The following is a 20,499-nucleotide window of genomic DNA, read 5'->3' on the forward strand; positions in this document are numbered from 1 at the left end:
TGACCGTCCACGCCGAACGATCTTCAGGACAGGACCCCCACCGTGGAACAGCAGACGGCCAGCGCCCAGTACGTCCTCACGCTGTCCTGCCCGGACAAGCAGGGGATCGTGCACGCGGTCTCCAGCTACCTCTTCATGACCGGCTGCAACATCATCGACAGCCAGCAGTTCGGCGACGGGGACAGCGGGCTGTTCTTCATGCGGGTGCACTTCTCCGCCGAGGAGCCGGTCACGGTCGACAAGCTGCGGGCCAGCTTCGCCGCCATCGGGGCCTCGTTCCGGATGGACTGGCGGATCCACCCCAGCGCGGAGCGGATGCGGATCGTCCTGATGGTCAGCAAGTTCGGGCACTGCCTGAACGACCTGCTGTTCCGCACCAGCATCGGCGCGCTGCCGGTGGAGATCGCGGCGGTGGTCTCCAACCACGGCGACTTCGAGGAGCTCACCGAGTCGTACGGTATCCCCTTCGTGCACATCCCGGTCACCCGCGACACCAAGGCGGACGCCGAGCGGCAGCTGCTGGACCTGGTGGAGCGGGAGAACGTCGACCTGGTCGTCCTGGCCCGCTACATGCAGGTGCTCTCCGACGACCTGTGCAAGGCGCTGTCCGGCCGGGTCATCAACATCCACCACTCCTTCCTGCCGAGCTTCAAGGGCGCCAAGCCCTACCACCAGGCGCACACCCGGGGCGTGAAGCTGATCGGCGCCACCGCGCACTACGTCACGGCGGACCTCGACGAGGGCCCGATCATCGAGCAGGAGGTGGCCCGGGTCACCCACGACGTGACGCCGGACCAGCTGGTCGCGCTCGGCCGGGACGTCGAGTGCCAGGCGCTGGCGCGGGCCGTCAAGTGGCACAGCGAGCACCGGGTGCTGCTCAACGGGACGCGCACCGTCGTCTTCACCTGAGCCCTTGGCCCGGCCGCCCGCCCTCGCCGGCGACGCGGCTCAGGGCCGGGACAGCAGTGGCGCGGCGCGGAGCACCTCGCGGATCGCGGCCCGGTCGCCGTGTTCGCCGACCGGCAGCCGGTCCGGGTCGCGGTGGGCGGCGGCCAGCTGGCAGAACTCCAGCCCGTCCAGCACCATCGCGGCCACCGGCTCGGTGGTCCGCCCGTCCCCGGCCCGCCGGCCCGCCGGGACGGGCCCGTCCAGCGGGATCAGCCACTCGCCGGCCGCCGGACCGTCGATCACCAGCCTGAGCAGCCTGGCCGGCCCCCGCCCGCCGGGCGGGACGCCGCCGTGGCCGGTCGGTCCGGCGGGGCCCGGCCGCCCGGCCCGGCGCAGTGCGGCCACCGCCTCGGGGAGCATCCGGGCGGCCAGGTCGACCATCTGCCGCAGGTGCGGCGGGGCCGGGGGCGCGTACGGGTAGTCGACCGCGCGGGCGACGTCCTCGCCGTGCACGTAGCACTCGAAGGCCCGGTCGACGAAGGCGTCCCGCAGCGGCAGGGCGGCGAACCCGTAGTCGACCGGGAGGTCGCCCCCGGGCGCGAGCGCGGCGGCGCGGACCAGCGCGTGGGTCTGCCGGCGCCACAGCGCGCGGACGGAATCGGGGGAGCAGCCGGCATGGGCGGCGGCCAGCCGTTCGGTCCGGTCGACGATCCCGCTGAACGGCGATGCGCCCTGCCCGGGGACCCTCGGCGCGGGCCGACCGGCCCGGGCGGGTGTCCGGGGGACGGCCGGCGTCGCGGCGCCGGCGGCCGGGGCGGGTACGGCGGCCGGTTCGGCGGGGCCGGCCCCGGCCGGGACGGGGTCGGGCAGGCCGAGGGCCGGCGCCAGGTAGCCGTCCACCGCCGCCAGGTGGCTGAGCACCTCGGCGGGCCGCAGCCGGTCGGTGCCGCCGTGCCAGGGGAGTTCGACGATCTCCTGCCACTCCTCGGGGCCGAGGTCGCGCAGCAGCGCGTCGAGCTTGGCGGTCTCGGCCGCGTACGGCGCGCCCCAGGCCGGGACGGGGAGTTCGGCCGGGCGCCGGGCCAGGCACCAGTCGAGCACCTGCTGGCGCAGCGCGCCGGACGGGTCGAGCGGCTCGTCCGCGGAGAGCCACCCGGCGGCGTCCCGCAGCCGGGTGCCCTCCTCGGCGCAGTCGGGGCAGAGCCGCAGGTGCCGCTCCAGCGCGGCGGCCTCGCGGCGGGGGCAGGCGCCCAGCGCCCAGGCGCCGAGCAGGGACCGCAGGTCCTCGTGCTGCTCCTCGGTGAGCGCTCCGCCGGTCGGGTCGGCGCTCACGACAGCCTCCCGGCGGCGGCCCCGGCGGCGGCCGCGGCAGTGGCGCTGCCCGGTGCCGGGGCCACGGCGGTGTCGGCGTCCGCGTCGGCTTCGTCCCGCACCTCGGTGAGTTCGGTGGCGAGCAGTTGCAGGCCGAGCCGCATCCGCTGCTTGGCCACCTGCTCGCTGATGCCCAGCCGGTGGGCCGTCTCCTGGTACGTCCGGCCGTCGTAGTACGTCCCGGTGATCGTCTCGCGCAGGGGGTGGGGGAGGGAGTCCACCACGTACTGCACGCGGGCGGCGGTGGCCACGGCGCGGATCTCCTCGTCCAGGGCGCCGGCGGGTGGGCTCCCGGTCTGCACGCTCCCGGTCTGCCTGCTCCCGGCCGGCGGGTGCGGCAGGGCTCGGCCGTCCGGCGGCTGTTCGGGTACCGGTGGTGCGTCCGAGGGCGGCCGCTCGTCCACCGGGGGCCCGGCCGCGTCGGCGGACGCGCCGTCGGGTGCACCGGGGCGCGGCTGCCGGGACACGCCGAGGGCGGTGGCCCGGTTCAGGCGCAGCCGGTCGACCGCCCGGCGGTGCGTCAGGGCGCCCAGCCATGAGCGCAGCGAGCCCTCCCCGGGGTCGAAGGCCTCCGGGTGGGTCCACAGGTGGGCGAAGACCTCCCGGGTGAGCTGCTCGGCGGCGGCCTGGTCGGCCAGTATCCGGCCCGCCAGGCCGTGCACCAGCGGGGCGAGTTGGTCGTAGAGCTCGCCGAGCGCCGTCTCCTCGCCACGGGCCAGGCGCCGTTGGAGTCGTTCGTCCCAGGAGGGCGGCTGTCCGGGGGTGGTCATCGGCACGCCCCTCCCGGCACGGTCCGGGCCGGCGGCCGCCGGCCTGTTGCTCCCAAGGTAGCCCTTGGGTCGCGCGGTCCGGGCGGAAATCCTCCGAAGGGGGCCGCCGGGCTGTCGGTCCGTCAGGACCTTCGCTCCGTGCACGACGTCTTCGCGCGGGGCGCTGTTCGAAGGCGCGTGGACATATGTAGGAAGGGTGGTTCCAGAGTGGCGGCCGTGGTGTCCCGGGAATGGGCGGGTAGTTTCGCTACCCTCGTCCCCAACAGGTCCGGCCGCTACGGCGGGGCCGCCGGGTTCGGCAGGTCCGCGGGCGCCCGGCCGGTCGTCGGCGCGAGCTTCGCCAGAGTGAACGGGACAGTATGCACTGCCCTGTCCCCCGATCGCTGGAATATGCCCGAAGCGCTTGCTGCGGTCGGTCCGCCGGATCATCCTGAGGCGTATTCGTGCCGCAGCCAGTACGTGACGGACAGGGTTGTGCGACGGACGAGAGTGCGGGGCAGCCCGGCCGTGGGGGCGGGCGGCCCGGGCCGGCCGACCGAACCGGCCCGATCGAAACGACGGCCGAACTGCGAGTGCGGGTGGTGGAGCGGTGCAGGTACTTCAAGTGCAACTGGCGGTGCAGGCGGACCCCGCCGAGGTCGGCCGGGCGCGCAGGTGGGTGCGCTCGCGACTGCTGAACCAGGGAGTGGACCCGGACGCGCCGATCGCCGAGACGCTGGTGCTGGTGGTCTCCGAGCTGGTCACCAACGCGGTGGTGCACACCGGGTGTCCGGCCGTGCTGAGGCTGCTGATGCCGCTGGAGTCCACCGCCGCCGCGGGACCGGCCGCGGCCGGCGGCGCCCGGCTGTTCGCCATGGTCGGCCCGCTGCGGGTGGAGGTCGCCGACGCCAGCCAGGTGGCGCCCGCGCCCCGGCACGCGGGCGACGACGAGGACGCGACCAACGGCCGGGGGCTGGAGCTGGTCGAGCTGCTCTGCGACCGTTGGGGCTGGTACCCGGACGGCTCCGGCAAGCGGGTCTGGTGCGAGATCGACGCGGCGGCCACCGCCGTCCGGCCGGCGGCGGGCGGGGTGGACGCGCCGCTGCACGACTCGCTGGACCGGGTGCCGGCCGCGCCCTGACGGCGGCCCCCGCCGGCCCTTCGCCGCCCTGCTGCCCGCCCCCCGACAGCGGCGCCGCCCGCGCGCCCGTGGCTCCGGCTCCGGCACCCGTACTCGCCGGATACGGCCGAAACGCAACGCAACCATTCCGAATTTCGGACAACCCATTGACGTGAAGTATTCAGCTGATCACTCTTGGGTGCAGCTCTCCGTTGCGAGGGGACGTCGAGGAACCGCCGACCATCACCGCGGCACTGCTGTCCAGGGGGAACTCGGCAGGCGGGCCGTGCGGTGCCGGTTGCGCGAAAGCGCCTCGGCGAGTGCGGAGGGCTCGGCGCGGGTTCAGGGCCCGTGCATCGCGGTTGGACGGCGGTCGGCCGTGCCGTGCTCGGGGTGCGCACGGCGCGCCGCCGTCCAACCCGCGGCCGGCACCCGCCCACTGCCCCGGAGGGCACCCGCGTGCCGCCCGCTCAGGCCGGGCGTGGGCCTCCGACCTCGCGGAAGGTCCGCCGGTAGGCGCTGGGCGCCACGTCCAGCCGCCCGCGCAGCTGCAGCCGCAGCGAGGCCGCCGTCCCGAATCCGGACTCCCGTGCCACCTGGTCGATGGTCAGGTCGGTCCGTTCCAGCAGCTGCCGGGCCCGCTCGGTGCGCTGGAGCGTCAGCCACTGGCCCGGGCTGCTCCCGGTCTCCTCGCGGAACCGGCGGGTGAAGGTGCGCACGCTCGTCCCGGCCCGGGCGGCCAGCTCGCGCAGCGCCAGCGGCTCGTCCAGGTGTTCGAGGGCCCAGGCCCGGACGGCGGCGGTGCCCGGCCCGGCCGTAACGGTCACCGGCCGGGGCATCTCGACGTACTGCTTCTGGCCACCCTCGCGCCACGGCGGCACGATGCAGGTCCGGGCGACGGCGTTGGCGACGGCGCTCCCGTGGTCGCGTCGTACCAGGTGGAGGCAGAGGTCGACGCCGGCCGCCACCCCGCCGGAGGTGAGTACGTCCCCGTCGTCGGTGAACAGCACGTCGGGATCCAGCCGGACCTGCGGGAACAGGGCGGCGAACTGCTCGGTGTGCCGCCAGTGCGTGGTGGCCGGACGACCGTCCAGCAGTCCGGCCGCGGCCAGGACGAACGCGCCGGTGCAGATCGACACCAGCCGCGTCCCGGGCCGGACCCGGGCGAGGGCGGCGGCCGTGCCGGGCGGCGGGCCGGCCGTCGCCCAGGCGTCCGTGATCCCGGCCGCGGCCGGGATCACCACGGTGTCGGCCCGCTCCAGGAGTTCGGGGCCGTGGTCGACGCTGATCCGGAAGTCGGAGCTGGTCGCGACCGGGCCGCCGTCCAGGGTGCAGGTGTCCACCTGGTAGAGCGGGGCGCCGTCCGGGGCCTTGGCGGACTCGAAGATCCGCGAGGGGATGGCGAGCTCGAAGGCGATCACGCGGTCCAGGGCCAGCACCGCCACCCGGTGCGGTGCCCCGCGGTGTGCGGCGCTCATGGCGGGCTCCCCTCGTCGAGACTCCCGATGCTGCCACACGGAGGCGGAGAGCGGTGGCCCGATCCTGACGAAACCTGGCAGTCAGGCCACTCGTGGGGGCCGGCCGCCTTCGGGACACTCGGCTCTGTGACCGAACCGACCACCCGCCGCGCCCCCGTCGCCCAGCCCGTCCCCGCCGACATCCCCGCCGGCACCGCCCCCGGCCCCGGCGGCCGCCGGGCGTCCCGGCCGCACTACGCCTGGGTCGTGGCGGGCGTGGCCCTGCTCGTCCTGGTCGGCTCGGCCGGTTTCCGCTCCACCCCCGGCCTGATGATGGACGCGCTGAACAGCGAGTTCGGCTGGTCGCACGCCACCATCGCGAGCGCCGTCTCCGTCAACCTCACGCTGTACGGGCTGACCGCGCCGTTCGCCGCCGCGCTGATGGACCGCTTCGGGGTCCGGCTGGTGGTGGTCTGCGCGCTGCTGACCATCTCGACCGGCGCCGGGCTGACCATCCTGATGACGCAGAGCTGGCAGCTCGTCCTCTGCTGGGGCGTGCTGGTAGGCCTCGGCAGCGGGTCGATGGCCGGCGCCTTCGCCACCACCGTCTCGGGCCGCTGGTTCCAGGCCCGGCAGGGGCTGGTCACCGGGGTGCTGACGGCCGGCGGCGCCGCCGGCAACCTGATCTTCATGCCGCTGCTGGCCGCGCTCGTCGAGCAGCACGGCTGGCGGACGGCGGTGGTCGTGGTCTCGCTGGCCGCCACCGTGGTGGCCGTCCCGGTGCTGCTGCTGATGCGGGAGTGCCCGGCCGACGTCGGCCTGCTCCCGTACGGGGCGACCGAGGCCCCGCCCGTGCCGGTGACCGGGGGCAGCGCGCTGGCCCGCTCGCTGCGGGTGCTGCGGGAGGCCGCCCGAAGCAAGGCGTTCTGGCTGCTCGCCGGGTCCTTCGCGATCTGCGGCGCGACCACCGCCGGCCTGGTCGGCACCCACTTCGTCCCGGCCGCGCACGACCACGGCATGCCGGTCACCACGGCGGCGGGCCTGCTGGCCCTGGTCGGGGTCTTCGACGTGGTGGGCACGATCGCCAGCGGCTGGTTCACCGACCGCTTCGACTCCCGCAAGCTGCTGATCGCGTACTACGCGCTGCGCGGGATCTCGCTGCTCTTCCTGCCGCAGCTGTTCGCCGGCTCCCTGAAGCCGCCGATCCTGGCCTTCGTGATCTTCTACGGGCTGGACTGGGTCGCCACCGTGCCGCCGACCGTCGCGCTCTGCCGCCAGCACTTCGGGCCCGACGCGCCGATCGTCTTCGGCTGGGTGCTGGCCGCGCACCAGATCGGCGCCGCGGCGGTGGCGGCCCTGGCGGGTCTGTCCCGGGACGCGTTCGGCAACTACGACCTGGCCTGGTACGCGGCCGGCGGGCTCTGCGCCGTGGCCGTGCTGCTCTGCCTGGCGCTGCGCCGGCGCCCCGCGCCCGCGCTGCCGGTGGTGGCGCCGGCCTGACCGGTGGGCCGGGGCCCGGGGCCGGGCGGGCCCGGTGGGCCCCGGGCCCGCGCGTACGCCGGTCACCCGGCCGTACGCCCGTGCCCCGGCCTTGGTAAGGGTTCCTAGGATGATCGACCATGACGCTGAGTTTCACCCTGGACCCCGATCTCACCCCTGAGCTGCGCGACGGCATCGTCCGGCTGTGGGCGGACGTCACCAACGCCGGCGGCGCCGTCGGCTTCGTCCCGCCGGTCACCCCGGCGGACGTCCTGGCCACCGCCGAGAAGCAGTTCGCCGGGGCCGGGGAGGCCGGCCCGGACCGGCTGCTGGTCGCCCACGACGGCGGGACGGGCCGGATCGCCGGCCTGCTCTTCTTCGAGTCGATGCGCTTCCCGCTGATGGAGCACTGGCGGATGCTCAAGCGGGTCATGGTCCACCCCGACTTCCAGGGGCGCGGGTACGGCGTCGAACTGATGGCCGAGGCCGAGCGGACCGCCCGCGGGTGGGGACTGGACGGCCTGCGGCTGACGGCCCGCGGCGGCCTCGGCCTGGAGTCCTTCTACCGGCGCTGCGGCTACCAGGAGGTGGGCCGGGTGCCGGGCGCCATCCGGGTCGCCCCCGGCGACGACCGTGACGACATCACCTTCTGGCGCGGCCTGGCCTGACCGGGCGCGGGGCCGGCCGGGCGTGGGGCGGCCCCGGGCCCGGCGCCGGGCGGGGGCGTACCCCGCCCGCCCGGCACGGCATGCTTCACTGGGAGACCGGACCGGACCCACCCGTGCAGTAAGGATGCCCCTCGTGAGCAGCAAGCCGCTGAGCAGCCAGCCCCGGAGCAGCCAGTCGCCGAGCAGCCCGCCGTCGGACGCCGCCGCGCCGATCGGCGCCCCGCCGCTCAGCACCGCGCACGCCACGCTCCGCTACACCTCCATGCGGGCCAGCATCTTCCTCGGCTGCCTGCTGCTCGCCCTGCTGCTGGGCCACTTCGGGATCATCCCGGTGGCCGGCGCGTCCGGCTACGTCTTCCTCGTGCTGCTCGCGGCCCTGGTCTCGGCGCCGCTGAGCTACGTCCTGCTCAGCAAGCAGCGGGACCAGATGTCGGCGCAGATCGCCGACAAGGTGAGCGGCCGGCTGCGCAGCAGGACCGCCGACCGGATCGCCGCCCAGAACGCCGAGGAGGACGCCGCCGACGACGCGGCGCGCTCCGCCGCCGCGCAGAACTGACCGATTCCGTGCCCCCGGACGGGACTCCGCAGGCCGGCCGCCCCGGGTCGGCGCCGCGCCGGCCGACCGGGCGGGACGTGGCCCGGCTCGCCGGTGTCTCCCAGGCGACGGTCTCGCTGGTGTTCTCCGGCTCGGAGGCGGGCCACCGGGTGTCGGAGGCGACCAGGGAGCGGGTCCGGGCGGCCGCCCGCGGGCTGGGCTACCGGCCGCAGGCCGCCGGGCGCCAGCTGCGGCTGGGCCGCAGCGGGATGATCCTGCTCGCCGTGCCGAACATCCTCGGCCCGTTCTTCGGCCGGGTCCTGATGGGGGTGCACGAGGAAGCCGGACGGCACGGGCTGGCCGTGGTGGTCAGCTCCGGCTGGGGCAGCGCCACCCTCGCCGAGGCCGCCACCACCAGCCGCTTCGACGGCCTGCTGATCTGCTCGCCGGACGACAGCCAGCTCGGGGAGCTGCCCGCCGACACCCCCGTGGTGTTCCTGGACGCCGACCCGGGCACCGACCCGGGCCGGCCGACCGTGGAGCTGGACGTCGCCGGCGGCATGCGGGACGCCGTCGGCCACCTCGCCGGGCTCGGCCACCGCCGGATCGGCCACCTGCGCTCCAACCACTGCGCCTACACCTTCCGGGTCCGGCAGGAGGCCTTCGAGCGGGCCGCGGCGGAGCTCGGCCTGGACGTGCTGGAGCTGGGCGTCAGCCTCAACCTGGGGCAGCCGGCGGCCCGCGCCGCCGCGTACGAGCTGCTCGGCCGGGCGGACCGGCCGCGCGCGGTGATCTGCGACGACGACGTGGTGGCCTCGGGGGTCTACCAGGCGGCGGCCGAGCTGGGGCTGCGGATCCCGGGGGACGTCTCGGTGGTCGGCATCGACAACATCCCGGTGGCCGGCCTGCTCGCGCCGCCGCTGACCACGGTCGACCTGCCCGGCGAGGAGCTCGGCCGGGTCGGCCTGGCGGCGCTGGCCGGACTGCTGCGCGGCGAGCCGGTCAGCCCGGTGGCCGCACTGGCCACCGGACTGGTCCTGCGCTCGTCGACCGCTCCCGCCGGGCCCTGATCCCGCCGGGCCCTGATCCGGCCGGGCTACGGCTGCTCGGTCGGCTTCCCGGTGCCGCGCGGCCGGCGCTGCGAGGCACCGGGGGAGGGCGTCGCGTCGGTGGCGCCCGGGCTGGCCGCCGGGCCGGTGGTGGACTTCGGGTCGGTCCGCGGCGGCGGGTCGGGGATGTAGATCATGTTCAGCGGCTCCTTGGGGGCGCCGCGCAGTGCCTGGTTCATGGCGTCGCGCCAGATCGGGCCGGGGCCGGTGGCGCCGAAGACCTCGCGGGTGAACTCCCCGTTGATGGTGATGTTCCGCATCTCGACGCCGCCGGCGGGGCCGCCGAGCCAGACGGCGGTGGCCAGCTGCGGGGTGTAGCCGTCGAACCAGGCGGCCTTCTTCTGGTCCGAGGTACCGGTCTTGCCGGCGATCTGCCGCCGGTCGCTCAGACCGAGGTCGGCGCCCGTGCCCTTCTCGGTCACACCGTTCAGGACGGTGGTCAGGGTGTCGGCGGTCAGCTGCGAGATCACCTGGTTGCAGGAGGCGGGCGGCACCGGGACGTCCCGGCCGTCCACCCGGGTGATCTTGTTGATCGAGAGCGGGGAGCAGTAGACGCCGCGGGCGGCGAAGGTCGCGTAGACGTTCGCCATGGTCAGCGGGCTGACCTCCTCCACGCCCAGCGCCATCGCGGGCACCTCCTCCAGCGGCTTGCCGCTGGCCTTGGCGCCGATGCCGAGCTTGTTGGCCATCTGCTTGACCGGGCAGAGCCCGATCTCCTGCTCCATCTGCACGAAGTAGGTGTTGACCGACAGGGCCATCGCCTCCTTCAGCTGGTACGGGCCGATCTCCTTGGCCGACTCGTTGGGGACGCTCCGCTCCTTGCCGGTGGCGAGGTTCTTCCAGGTGCCGTCGCAGGTCTTCATGGTCGGGTAGTCGATCCGGTTCGGCGCCGGGTACGACTGGGTCGCCGGGAGCCCGGCCTCCAGCGCCGCCGCCGCGACCACCGGCTTGAAGGTCGACCCGGGCTGGAACCCGTTGCCGCCGCCCATCGCCGCGTCGACGTTGTAGTTGACGACGGTCTCGTTCTTGCCCGGGTCCAGGCCGTAGGGGCGGGTCTGCGCCATCGCCAGGATCTTCCCGCTGCCGGGTTCGATCATGGTGGCGGCGGCCGAGACGGGGTCGGTGACCCTGACGTTGCTGCTCACGGCGTCCTGCGCGGCGGCCTGCTTGTCCGGGTCGAGGGTGGTGTAGATGTTCAGGCCGCCCTGGTCCCAGAACTTCTTGCGCTCGGCGGCGCTCTTGCCGAAGGCCGGGTCCTGCTTCACCACGTGCCGGACGTAGTCGCAGAAGAAGCCCATCCCCGCCTGGGCGGTGATGCAGCCGTTGCGCGGGGGGTGGAAGGCCAGCCCGAGCGGGGCGGCCTTGGCCTCCTTGGCCTGGTCCGCGGTGATGTGCTTGTTCTCCAGCAGCTTGTCGATCACCACGTCGCGGCGCTTCTGCGCCGCCTGCGGGTGCAGCTTGGGGTCGTACTGGGAGGGGTTCTGCACCAGGCCGGCCAGGGTGGCGGCCTCGGGGACGGTGAGGTCCTTGTTGCTCTTGCCGAAGTAGCGCTGGGAGGCGGCCTCGACGCCGTAGGCGCCGTTCCCGTAGTACGTGATGTTGAGGTAGTTGGTGAGGATCTGGTCCTTGGTCAGGTCCTCCTCCAGCTTGATGGCGTACTTCAGCTCCTGGATCTTGCGACCCAGGGTCTTGCGCTGCGCCTCCCGGACGGCCGCCACGTCGTCGCCGGCCTTCTCCACGTTGACGTTCTTCACGTACTGCTGGGTGAGTGTGGACGCGCCCTGGACGGTGCTGCCGCTCTCGGCGTTCTTGCTGGCCGCACGGAGCACGCCCTTGAGGTCTACCGCGCCGTGCTCGTAGAAGCGGGCGTCCTCGATGTCGACCTGGGCCCGGCGCATGATCGGCGCCATCTGCTCGGCGGTCAGCACCGTCCGGTCGCGCTCGTACACCTTGGCTATCAGGCCGCCCTTGGCGTCGAATATCTGGGTCGCCTGGGCGAGCGCCGGGGTCTTGAACTCGTCCGGGATGCTGTCGAAACTGTCGGCGGTGTTCTTGGCGGTGAGCCCGAGCGCGCCGACGGCGGGCAGCGCCATGCCGGCCAACAGGACGCCGGACAGCACACTGACCGTCAGGAAGGTCACTCCGTGGCGGGTGTGGCGGAGTGCCGCGCTCCCGCGGTCTGCTCTGAGTCGTGGGGTCTCGGAGGAGTCGGGCCTCGGGGGGCGCGTCGGTGCCATGCCCGAACACTATGTCCACCCGCGCCGCACACGGGGACAAGTGTTCGCACACGGCTGTCACAAACCTGCGACAACTTCACCGGCTCAACCTTCCGCCCCAGGGGCTCCGGTGACGCGGTCTCACGCCGCCGGTCGGCGGCCCGCCGGGCGGCCGGGACTCACCCCACCGGAACGGGCCGCGTGAGCACCGGCGCGGGCGCCGGCCGGAACCAGCCCCGGGCGCCGAACAGCAGCAGCCCGCCGAGCCCGATCCCGCCGACGGCGCAGAGCGCGACCGCGCGCAGCGAGGTGTCCACCAGTGCCCCCGAGACCGCGTAGCCGAGCGCGTTGCCGGTCGCGAACAGGGTGATCAGCCAGGCGAAGGCCTCGGTGACCGTGCCGGCCGGCGCCAGTTCGGCGATCAGCACGAAGGCGGCCGCCAGCAGGGGGGCCAGCCCGATGCCGGAGAGCAGCGCCAGCGCGCAGAACGCCGCCGGGCCGGGGAGCAGCAGCAGCGGCAGGTAGGCGGCGGCCATCCCGAGGGCCATCACCCAGGTCCGGGTGGCGGTGCCGCTGCGCCACTTGACCGCGCCGTACACCAGCGCGCCGGCCAGCCCGCCGACGGCGGCCAGGGCGAGCAGCGTGCCCGCGCCGCCGGGGACGCCGCTGTGCTGCTCGGCGTAGGCGATGAAGAGCACGTTCTGCGAGCCGACCGTCCAGCCGGCGCCGGCCAGGCCGATCAGCAGCAGCACCAGGCCGGGCGAGCGCAGCGGGCCCAGCAGCCCGGCGGACTGCGCGCGCGGCGGGGCCTGCCAGGCGCGGGCGGGTGCGGCGGTGGCGACCACCAGGGCGCCGGCCAGGCCGAGTCCGGCGGCCGTCCACAGCGCGGTGACGGGGCTGAAGGCGGCGGCGATGCCGGCCACCGCGAGCGGTCCGGCGACGTAGAGGATCTGCTGGGCGGCGGAGTCGAAGGCGTACGCGGTGTCCAGCTGCTCCTCCTCGACCACGGCGGGCCACAGGGCGCGCAGGCAGGGCTCCAGCGGGGGCATGGCGAGACCGGCGACGGCGGCGCCGACGGTGGCGGCGACGGGCGAGCCCGGGGCGAGGGCGAGCAGGGCGTACCCGAGCCCGGCGACCACGGCCGCGCTGAGCAGTACCCGGGGCTGGCCGGTGCGGTCGACGATCCGGCCGAGGACGGGCCCGCCGACGGCGGCGGCGATCGCGTACGCGGCGGTGGCCAGGCCGATCCGTCCGTACGGGGCGCCGGCGTCACGCAGGGCGAGGGCGATCACGAGGGCGGTCATGCCGGCCGGGAGGCGCCCGAGCAGGGTGCCGAGCAGGAGTCGGGTGACGTGCGGGGCACGGAGCAGGGCGAGGTAGCCCATGGGGGCGGGTCTCCGGTGGGCAGGGGGCGGGAGGACGGTACTCAAAGTTATACGTATAACCGGACGGGGTCAATCGAGCCGTCGGGGGCGGATGTGATGGGGCGTCAGCTTGGTTCGTGCCCGCATCTCAAACATGTGCTTTGAACATCTCAAAGCTTTACTGCTAATGTTCCGCTCATGACCACCACAGGCGCACCCCGAATGCAGGGCCAGGGCTCGACGCCCGCGGCCGGCATGCGCCTGTCCGGTGCTGTGGACGGCCCGCGCGCCTGTCGCGCCGGCAGCTGTATCTAGGCGGCACGCCCCGAGGCACCTCCCCCGAGGTGCCGGATCCGCGCCGTGCCGCCTCCCCGTCTCCCCTCCCCGTTCCGCACTCCCTCCCCCGGAGCCGCACCGCCATGTCCGCAGCGCCCGACGCCACCGCGTCGCCCTCCCTGCTCACCCGGGTCCGGAAGACCCCCTTCTGGGTCCAGATCGTCGCCGGCCTCGTGCTCGGCGTCGCCCTCGGCTACCTCGCCCGGACCGCCGACATCTCCTGGCTGGCCACCACCCTGGAGACCATCGGCAAGATCTTCGTCCAGCTGCTCAAGCTGGCCGTCCCGCCGCTGGTCTTCACCGCGATCGTGGTGAGCGTCGCCAACCTGCGCAACGTCACCAACGCCGCCCGGCTGGCCGGCCGGACCCTGCTCTGGTTCCTGATCACCTCGCTGATCGCCGTCGCGATCGGCCTGGGCCTGGGCCTGCTCACCAACCCCGGCCAGGGCACCGACCTCTCCACCGAGGGGCTGAAGGCACCCAAGTCCTCCGGCACCTGGGTCGACTTCCTGACCGGCATCATCCCGACCAACATCGTCACCTCGTTCACCGAGGTGAACGTCCTGCAGATCGTCTTCCTGGCGGTCGTGGTCGGCGCCGCGATCATCAAGCTCGGCGACAAGGCCGCCCCGGTCCTCAAGCTCAACGAGACCGTCCTGGAGCTCACCCAGACCGCCCTGTGGTGGGTCATCCGGCTCTCCCCGCTCGGCACCCTCGGCCTGATCGGCAAGTCCGTCGCCAAGTACGGCTGGGACCTGCTGGAGCCCTTCGCCACCCTCACCGCGGACGTCTACGTCGGCTGCGCCCTGGTGCTGTTCGTGGTCTACTCCCTGCTCCTGAAGTTCGTCGGCGGCCTCAACCCGCTCAACTTCTTCAAGGGCGCCTGGCCCGCCATCCAGCTGGCCTTCGTCTCGCGCTCCTCGGTCGGCACCCTGCCGGTCACCCGCCGCGTCACCGAGCGCCTCGGCGTCCCGAGCGACTACGCCAGCTTCGCCGTCCCGTTCGGGGCCACCACCAAGATGGACGGCTGCGCCGCGATCTACCCCTCGCTGGCCGCGATCTTCGTCGCCCAGGTCTACGGCGTCCACCTCGGCATCGGTGACTACCTGCTGATCGCCTTCGTCTCGGTGATCGGCTCCGCCGCCACCGCCGGTCTGACCGGCGCCATCGTGATGCTGACCCTGACCCTCTCCACCTTGGGCCTGCCCCTGGAGGGCGTCGGTCTGCTGCTGGCCATCGACCCGATCCTGGACATGGTGCGCACCGCCACCAACGTGGCCGGGCAGGCGGTCGTGCCGATCCTGGTGGCGGCCCGCGAGAAGACCCTCGACCTGGTGGCCTACAACAACCCGACGGGTGACCTGTACGCCGAGGCGCCGGTCCCCGTGCCGGCCCAGGCCGGCGAGAAGGTGCCCGCCGCGGCCTGACCACCCCGGCCCCGCCCGCGACAGCCCGCGAGCCCGCTCCCCCGACGGGGAGCGGGCTCGCGGGCTGCTGCCGGCCGGAGCGGTTCGCCCGCCGCCGGACACGAGGCAGGGGGCCCGCCGCGTCCAGGACGTGGCGAGCCCCCTTGGGTGCTGCTCGTTGTGCTCATGGTGGCGGCAGTGAGGGCCACCGTCGGACCCAGTCGGGTCCCGAGCGATCAGAACATCATGAGGATGGTCAGATAGCGGTGACGTTCTCCGCCTGCGGGCCCTTCGGGCCCTGGGTGACGTCGAAGCTGACCGCCTGGTTCTCCTCCAGCGAGCGGAAACCGTTCGCGTTGATGGCGGAGTAGTGGACGAAGACGTCGGGGCCGCCGCCCTCCTGGGCGATGAAGCCGAAGCCCTTCTCAGCGTTGAACCACTTGACGGTTCCCTGAGCCATGCCGTTCTCCTTGCGAGGGACGTATTGGGTGCCACACCGCGTGGCACCCGGTCCGCTGCGCTGATCGCCCCGCCTCCGGAGTGGGTCCGGAGTTTTTCGATATTGCTGAAAAACTACAAAAAGCCTGCGGTTACATGCTCCGCAGGCTTCAAGTACTGCAAGGGGAATCAAACTGCAACTGAGGGCAACGCTAGCACGCGGTCGTGGTGGCGACCAGGGGTGACTTGAGGTGCGGACAGGGCGTGTCGGGCGGCCGGTGAAGGCTCCGGGGAGCCCCGGGCATACCCTGCGGAGAGAGTACGAACAGCAGAGGAGCGAGCAGTGGCAGTGCGGGATGGGAGTGCCCCGGCAGCGTCGGCCGTACCGGTCAGGCCCCGGGTCGGACATATTCAGTTCCTGAACTGCCTGCCCCTCTACTGGGGCCTGGCGCGGACCGGCAACCTGCTCGATCTGGACCTCACCAAGGACACCCCGGAGAAGCTCAGCGACCTGCTGGTGGCCGGCTCGCTCGACATCGGCCCGATCACCTGCGTCGAGTACCTGCGGCACGCGGACGAGCTGGTGGTGCTGCCCGACATCGCGGTCGGCAGCGACGGCCCGGTGATGTCCTGCGTGATCGTGAGCAAGGTGCCGCTCGCCGACCTGGACGGCCGCAAGGTCGCCCTCGGCTCCACCAGCCGCACCTCCGTCCGGCTGGCCCAGCTGCTGCTGGAGGAGCGCGAGGGCGTCCGCCCCGAGTACTTCAGCAGCCCGCCGGACCTGGACGCGATGCTCGCCCGGGCCGACGCCGCCGTCCTGATCGGCGACCCCGCGCTGCGGGCCTCGCTGGAGCAGGCGCCCTCGCAGGGGCTGGCGGTGCACGACCTCGGCGAGATGTGGAAGGAGTGGACCGGCCTGCCCTTCGTCTTCGCGGTCTGGGCGGCCCGCCGGGACTTCGTGGAGAGCCGGCCGGAGGCGGTCGCCGCCGTCCACCGGGCCTTCCTGGAGTCCCGCGACCTCTCGCTGGCCGAGGCCGGCCAGGTCGCCGAGCAGGCGGCCCGCTGGGAGGAGTTCGACGCGGCGCTGCTGGAGCGGTACTTCACCGAGGCCCTGGACTACTCGCTCGGCGAGCGGCAGCTCGCCGGCATCGCCGAGTTCGCCCGCCGGGTCGGCCACGACAGCGGCTTCGCGCCGGACGTCGCCGTCCGCCTGCTGGAGGCCGTCCCGACCGCCTGAACCGCCTGAACCGCCCCACCGGCCCGCACCCGCGCCCTCGATCGGCCCGCCCGCGCCGGCCGCCAGGACGGGTCGCGCCGCCGCCGGCGGCTGCCCCGCGCTCCGTCACCGGTACCGTCGTGCTGTCGGCCGGCCGTTGAGGGGAGCGCGGGGGATGGAACCACTGGGATCTGACGATCCGGCACGGATCGGCGAGTACCGGCTGCTGCGGCGGCTCGGCGCCGGCGGCATGGGCCGGGTCTACCTGGGCCGCACCGCCGGCGGCCGGACGGTGGCCGTCAAGGTGGTGCGCGGCGAGCTGGCCGAGGACCCGGAGTTCCGCGCCCGGTTCCGCCAGGAGGTCGCGGCGGCCCGGCTGGTCGGCGGCGCCTGGACGGCCCCCGTGCTGGACGCCGACACCGAGGGCGCCCACCCGTGGGTCGCCACCGGCTACGTCGCGGGCCCCGCCCTCGGCGCCGCCGTACGGGACTTCGGCCCGCTGCCCGCGGCGGCCGTCCGGGCGATGGGTGCGGGCCTCGCCGAGGCGCTGGCTCACGTCCACGCCCAGGGGTTGGTGCACCGCGACGTCAAGCCGTCGAACGTGCTGCTCACTCTGGACGGGCCGCGCCTGATCGACTTCGGCATCGCCCGGGCGCTGGACGCCGCGACCGGGCTCACCCAGTCCGGCTTCGTGGTCGGCTCGCCCGGCTACATGTCGCCCGAACAGGCCCGGGGCGCGGTGGCGGGGCCGCCCAGCGACGTCTTCTCGCTGGGCGCGGTGCTCGCCTACGCGGCCACCGGCGCGGCGCCGTTCGGCGACGGGGTGAGCGCGGCCGTCCTGCTCTACCGGGTGCTGCACGAGGAGCCGGAGCTGACCGGGCTGGACGCCGGGCTGGGCGCGATCGTCCGCGACTGCCTGGCCAAGGACCCGGCGTCCCGGCCGTCCCCCGGCCGGCTGCGGGAGCTGCTGTCGGGTGCCGGGGGCGGCACCGTCCGGCTGCGGCAGGCGGCCTGGCTGCCGCCGGCGGTGGCCGAGGCCGTCGGCCGGAGCGCGGTCGAGCTGCTGGAGCTGGACCCGGAGGCGCCGGCCGGCACCGGGCCGGCCCCGGCCGACGCGGTGCCGCCGGGCGCCGTACCGCTGGGATCCGTGGCGCGGGGCGGCACATCGCCCGGCGCCGCTCGGCCGGGAGCCGGGTCGCCCGGAGCCGAACCGGCCGACGAACGGCCCGTCACCGGAAGGGCGAAGCGGACGGCGCTGCTGGTGGCCCTCGCCGTGCTGGCCGTACCGCTGCTGGTCTACGGCGGCGTCAAGCTCCGTGACTCCACGGGTGGCGGCGGCACCCCCCTGGGTGACGGCACGCCCGGCACGACCGCCCGGGTGACGACCGGCGTCACCTCCTTCACCACCGGCTGGTCGACCTCCTGGACCACCGGGCCGAGCCCCTCGGCCCCGGCCGGCAGCCTGCCGCCGCCCGTGTCGGGGAGCCCGGCGCCGGGCGGGCCGAGCGCCGTGCCGGCGGGTTTCCTGGGCGGTTGGGAGGGGGACATCACCACCAAGATCGTCCCGCTGCCCAGCACCTTCCGGGTCGAGTTCGTGCCCGGCGCCGTCGGCCAGGTGGTCGCCCGCACCAGCAACGCCTCGCACTTCAGCAGCACCGTCTGCCGGGGCAACGGCACCCTGGTGTCGGCCGAGGCCCGCACGCTGGTGATCCAGGAGGCCCCCGCCGAGGCCACCCCGGAGTGCACCGGACAGCCCGAGCGCCAGACCTACACGCTCGCCGCGGACGGCCGCCTGCACCTGGAGGTGACCGGCGCCGCGATGGGCTCCGACCCCTCCGGCGACCTGTCGCGCAAGGGCTGACCGGGCGCCGGAAACCTCTGGCGTAGGCTGGTCCGGTCGTCCCCGGTGCGGCTCAGTCCCGCGCCCACCAGCAGTACCGCAGCGCAGTACCACCGAGAGAGAGAAGGCCGCCAGGTGTCCGAGCTCGCAGCGATCCTCGATGCGCCCAGCACCGACCTGCAGGCCGTCCTCGACCGGGCGGCCGCCGGTGGCAGGATCAGCCCCGAGGAGGCCCTGGCGCTGTACCGCTCGGCGCCGCTGCACGCGCTGGGATCGGCGGCCGACGCCGTCCGCCGCCGTCGCTACGCCGGTACCGAGCACATCGCGACGTACATCATCGAACGCAACATCAACTACACCAACGTCTGCGTGACGGCGTGCAAGTTCTGCGCCTTCTACGTGGCGCCGAAGAGCGACAAGGGCTGGTCCCGCGACCTCGACGAGATCCTGCGCCGCTGCGCGGAGACGGTCGAGCTGGGCGGCACCCAGATCATGTTCCAGGGCGGCCACCACCCGGACTACGGCGTCGAGTACTACGAGACCGCGTTCGCCGCCATCAAGGCGGACTTCCCCCAGCTGGTGATCCACTCGCTGGGCGCCTCCGAGGTCGAGCACATGGCCCGGATCTCCAAGGTCTCCGTGGAGGAGGCCATCACCCGGATCCACCGGGCGGGCCTGGACTCCTTCGCCGGCGCCGGCGCCGAGCTGCTGCCCGAGCGGCCGCGCAAGGCGATCGCCCCGCTCAAGGAGTCCGGCGAGCGCTGGCTGGAGATCATGGAGACCTCCCACAAGCTCGGTGTCGAGTCCACCTCCACCATGCTGATGGGTACCGGGGAGACCAACGCCGAGCGGATCGAGCACCTGCGGATGATCCGCGACGTGCAGGACCGCACGGGCGGCTTCCGGGCCTTCATCCCGTACACCTACCAGCCGCAGAACAACCACCTCAAGGGCTCCACCCAGGCCACCGTCTTCGAGTACCTCCGGATGATCGCCATCGCCCGGCTCTTCCTCGACAACGTGGCCCACATCCAGGGCTCCTGGCTGACCACCGGCAAGGAGGCCGGCCAGCTGTCGCTGCACTACGGCGCCGACGACCTGGGCTCGGTCATGCTGGAGGAGAACGTCGTCTCGGCGGCCGGTGCCAAGCACCGCTCCAACCTCACCGAGCTGATCCACCTGATCCGGGCCGCCGACCGCACCCCCGCGCAGCGCTCCACCACCTACGAGCACCTGCGGGTGCTGGACGACCCGGCCCATGACCCGGTGGACCCGCGGGTCGCCTCGCACATCGCCTCCACCGCGATCGAGGGCGGCACGGCGCACCCCGAGCTGAAGATCCTCTCCACCAACTGACCCGGGCCCCTGCCGATGCTGACCCTGCACCGGGCCACCCTGCTGCTGCCCGCCCCGGCGGACCTCACCGCCCCGCCGATCGCCGACGGGGCGGTGGTGGTGCAGGGCGACCGGATCGCCGGGCTGGGCCCGTACCGGGAGCTGGCCGCCGCCTTCCCGGCCGCCCGCACCCGGGAGTGGGGCGGCCTGCTGACGCCCGGTCTGCGCAATCCGTACGGCCACTGGCTGCTGGAGTGCGCCTACCACCCGGACCCGCGCGAGGAGATCGGCACCGAGCCGCTGCACGGGCCGGCACTGGCGCGGCTGGGGCTGGACGAGGCCCGGTGGGGCGCCAGCGCCCGGCGCGGGCTGCAGCGGATGCTCGGGCACGGTGTCACGGCGGTGGCCGGCCCGTTCGAACGCCCCTCGGTCCGGACCGCGGTCACCCGCTCCGGCCTGCTGGCGCTGCCCGGTGACGGTGCGCGGGGCCCGCTGGACCCGCTCGGCGCCGGGGCCGGGCTCTCGCCGGCCGAGGCCGCCCACGGTTCGCTGACGACCGGCGGACGGGCCGATCTCACCGTGCTGGAGCTGGACGCCGAGGGGAACCGGACGGGCGGCTGTCTCGCCACCGTGCTGGCCGGCCGGCTGCTCCACCGGCGCCGCTGAGGCCGTCCGGCCGGCCTGCCCCAGCCCACTTCGCCCGCACCGGCCCGGTCCCCGCGTCCCGCCGTGCCGGCCCGGTCCCCGCGTCCCGCCCGAGGCCCCGGCCCGGACCAGGGGTGCCGGGCCGGGCACTGTCGCAGGTGCGGGGTGCTGCCCGCCGTCGAAAGCCCCGCAGAATCCACCGGGAACCTTCGCAATCCGGCGGGAACCTTCGCGAACGTCCTAACTCCGCTGCGGGCCGGAGCCCCTGATTCCCCCTTCGCCGTGACCTGAGGGCCCGCCAGCGGATACGATCCCGGACAGCTCACT

At 74.2% G+C, this 20,499-nt stretch carries 17 protein-coding genes; 11 read left to right on the plus strand and 6 right to left on the minus strand.

Annotation, left to right across the window (positions count from 1 at the left end; all coding sequences use genetic code 11):
- Nucleotides 1–42 precede the first annotated feature (42 nt).
- Entirely contained in the window at nucleotides 43–909 is an 867-nt protein-coding gene (gene purU, locus J2S46_RS23540; RefSeq protein WP_073924083.1) for a formyltetrahydrofolate deformylase, read from the plus strand.
- Between the two features lie 39 nt (nucleotides 910–948).
- Here purU and J2S46_RS23545 read toward each other — a convergent pair whose 3' ends face one another.
- Nucleotides 949–2,220, minus strand: coding sequence for a zf-HC2 domain-containing protein (locus tag J2S46_RS23545; RefSeq protein WP_191290673.1), 1,272 nt, complete (start codon nucleotides 2,218–2,220; stop codon nucleotides 949–951).
- On the minus strand, nucleotides 2,217–3,029 hold the full coding sequence (locus J2S46_RS23550) for a sigma-70 family RNA polymerase sigma factor (RefSeq protein ID WP_191290674.1): 813 nt from the start codon (nucleotides 3,027–3,029) through the stop codon (nucleotides 2,217–2,219). The genes J2S46_RS23545 and J2S46_RS23550 overlap by 4 nt, the downstream gene beginning before the upstream one ends.
- A 589-nt stretch (nucleotides 3,030–3,618) precedes the next feature.
- On the opposite strand from J2S46_RS23550, the gene J2S46_RS23555 reads away from it, so the two are divergent.
- Entirely contained in the window at nucleotides 3,619–4,149 is a 531-nt protein-coding gene (locus J2S46_RS23555; RefSeq protein ID WP_191290675.1) for an ATP-binding protein, read from the plus strand.
- 449 nt (nucleotides 4,150–4,598) lie between these two features.
- Here J2S46_RS23555 and J2S46_RS23560 read toward each other — a convergent pair whose 3' ends face one another.
- Nucleotides 4,599–5,606 carry a GlxA family transcriptional regulator gene (locus J2S46_RS23560; protein ID WP_191290676.1) on the minus strand — a complete coding sequence of 336 codons (1,008 nt, stop codon included), beginning with the start codon at nucleotides 5,604–5,606 and terminating at the stop codon, nucleotides 4,599–4,601.
- Between the two features lie 126 nt (nucleotides 5,607–5,732).
- Between J2S46_RS23560 and J2S46_RS23565 the strand changes: the two genes are divergently transcribed.
- The 4 genes from J2S46_RS23565 (at nucleotide 5,733) to J2S46_RS23580 (ending at nucleotide 9,337) form a co-directional block, all read left to right on the plus strand.
- Nucleotides 5,733–7,085, plus strand: coding sequence for an MFS transporter (locus J2S46_RS23565; protein ID WP_370882228.1), 1,353 nt, complete (start codon nucleotides 5,733–5,735; stop codon nucleotides 7,083–7,085).
- A 119-nt stretch (nucleotides 7,086–7,204) separates the two neighbouring features.
- Nucleotides 7,205–7,732: a GNAT family N-acetyltransferase gene (locus tag J2S46_RS23570; protein WP_191290678.1), complete on the plus strand. Its 528-nt coding sequence runs from the start codon at nucleotides 7,205–7,207 to the stop codon at nucleotides 7,730–7,732.
- A gap of 133 nt (nucleotides 7,733–7,865) precedes the next feature.
- Entirely contained in the window at nucleotides 7,866–8,288 is a 423-nt protein-coding gene (locus tag J2S46_RS23575) for a DUF4229 domain-containing protein (protein WP_229912820.1), read from the plus strand.
- A gap of 77 nt (nucleotides 8,289–8,365) precedes the next feature.
- A complete protein-coding gene (locus tag J2S46_RS23580; protein ID WP_191290680.1) occupies nucleotides 8,366–9,337 on the plus strand; it encodes a LacI family DNA-binding transcriptional regulator in 972 nt (323 codons plus the stop codon).
- 26 nt (nucleotides 9,338–9,363) lie between these two features.
- Here the strand turns inward: J2S46_RS23580 and J2S46_RS23585 are convergent, their stop codons facing one another.
- Both J2S46_RS23585 and J2S46_RS23590 read right to left on the minus strand, forming a co-directional pair.
- Nucleotides 9,364–11,517, minus strand: a complete 2,154-nt coding sequence (locus tag J2S46_RS23585; protein WP_229912821.1) for a transglycosylase domain-containing protein — start codon at nucleotides 11,515–11,517, stop codon at nucleotides 9,364–9,366.
- A 254-nt stretch (nucleotides 11,518–11,771) separates the two neighbouring features.
- Nucleotides 11,772–12,977 (minus strand): MFS transporter, encoded by a 1,206-nt coding sequence (locus tag J2S46_RS23590; RefSeq protein WP_191290682.1) that lies wholly within the window; start codon nucleotides 12,975–12,977, stop codon nucleotides 11,772–11,774.
- Between the two features lie 398 nt (nucleotides 12,978–13,375).
- Between J2S46_RS23590 and J2S46_RS23595 the strand changes: the two genes are divergently transcribed.
- Nucleotides 13,376–14,719, plus strand: a complete 1,344-nt coding sequence (locus J2S46_RS23595) for a dicarboxylate/amino acid:cation symporter (RefSeq protein ID WP_191290683.1) — start codon at nucleotides 13,376–13,378, stop codon at nucleotides 14,717–14,719.
- A 235-nt stretch (nucleotides 14,720–14,954) separates the two neighbouring features.
- Here J2S46_RS23595 and J2S46_RS23600 read toward each other — a convergent pair whose 3' ends face one another.
- Nucleotides 14,955–15,158, minus strand: coding sequence for a cold-shock protein (locus tag J2S46_RS23600; RefSeq protein ID WP_057227626.1), 204 nt, complete (start codon nucleotides 15,156–15,158; stop codon nucleotides 14,955–14,957).
- 321 nt (nucleotides 15,159–15,479) lie between these two features.
- Between J2S46_RS23600 and J2S46_RS23605 the strand changes: the two genes are divergently transcribed.
- The 4 genes from J2S46_RS23605 (at nucleotide 15,480) to J2S46_RS23620 (ending at nucleotide 20,193) form a co-directional block, all read left to right on the plus strand.
- Entirely contained in the window at nucleotides 15,480–16,373 is an 894-nt protein-coding gene (locus J2S46_RS23605; RefSeq protein ID WP_229912822.1) for a menaquinone biosynthetic enzyme MqnA/MqnD family protein, read from the plus strand.
- Nucleotides 16,374–16,527: 154 nt separating this feature from the next.
- A complete protein-coding gene (locus tag J2S46_RS23610) occupies nucleotides 16,528–18,213 on the plus strand; it encodes a serine/threonine-protein kinase (RefSeq protein WP_191290684.1) in 1,686 nt (561 codons plus the stop codon).
- A gap of 114 nt (nucleotides 18,214–18,327) precedes the next feature.
- On the plus strand, nucleotides 18,328–19,548 hold the full coding sequence (gene mqnC / locus J2S46_RS23615) for a cyclic dehypoxanthinyl futalosine synthase (protein WP_229912823.1): 1,221 nt from the start codon (nucleotides 18,328–18,330) through the stop codon (nucleotides 19,546–19,548).
- A 15-nt stretch (nucleotides 19,549–19,563) separates the two neighbouring features.
- Entirely contained in the window at nucleotides 19,564–20,193 is a 630-nt protein-coding gene (locus J2S46_RS23620) for an amidohydrolase family protein (RefSeq protein WP_191290685.1), read from the plus strand.
- Nucleotides 20,194–20,499: the final 306 nt, after the last annotated feature.

This window comes from Kitasatospora herbaricolor (genome assembly GCF_030813695.1).
GTDB lineage: Bacteria > Actinomycetota > Actinomycetes > Streptomycetales > Streptomycetaceae > Kitasatospora > Kitasatospora herbaricolor.

Coding starts and splice junctions, on each gene's coding strand:
- J2S46_RS23620 (WP_191290685.1), top strand. CDS start 19,564: ATGCTGACCCTGCACCGGGCCACCCTGCTGCTGCCCGCCCCGGCGGAC.
- J2S46_RS23600 (WP_057227626.1), bottom strand. CDS start 15,158: ATGGCTCAGGGAACCGTCAAGTGGTTCAACGCTGAGAAGGGCTTCGGC.
- J2S46_RS23570 (WP_191290678.1), top strand. CDS start 7,205: ATGACGCTGAGTTTCACCCTGGACCCCGATCTCACCCCTGAGCTGCGC.
- J2S46_RS23595 (WP_191290683.1), top strand. CDS start 13,376: ATGTCCGCAGCGCCCGACGCCACCGCGTCGCCCTCCCTGCTCACCCGG.
- J2S46_RS23590 (WP_191290682.1), bottom strand. CDS start 12,977: ATGGGCTACCTCGCCCTGCTCCGTGCCCCGCACGTCACCCGACTCCTG.
- J2S46_RS23560 (WP_191290676.1), bottom strand. CDS start 5,606: ATGAGCGCCGCACACCGCGGGGCACCGCACCGGGTGGCGGTGCTGGCC.
- J2S46_RS23550 (WP_191290674.1), bottom strand. CDS start 3,029: ATGACCACCCCCGGACAGCCGCCCTCCTGGGACGAACGACTCCAACGG.
- J2S46_RS23610 (WP_191290684.1), top strand. CDS start 16,528: ATGGAACCACTGGGATCTGACGATCCGGCACGGATCGGCGAGTACCGG.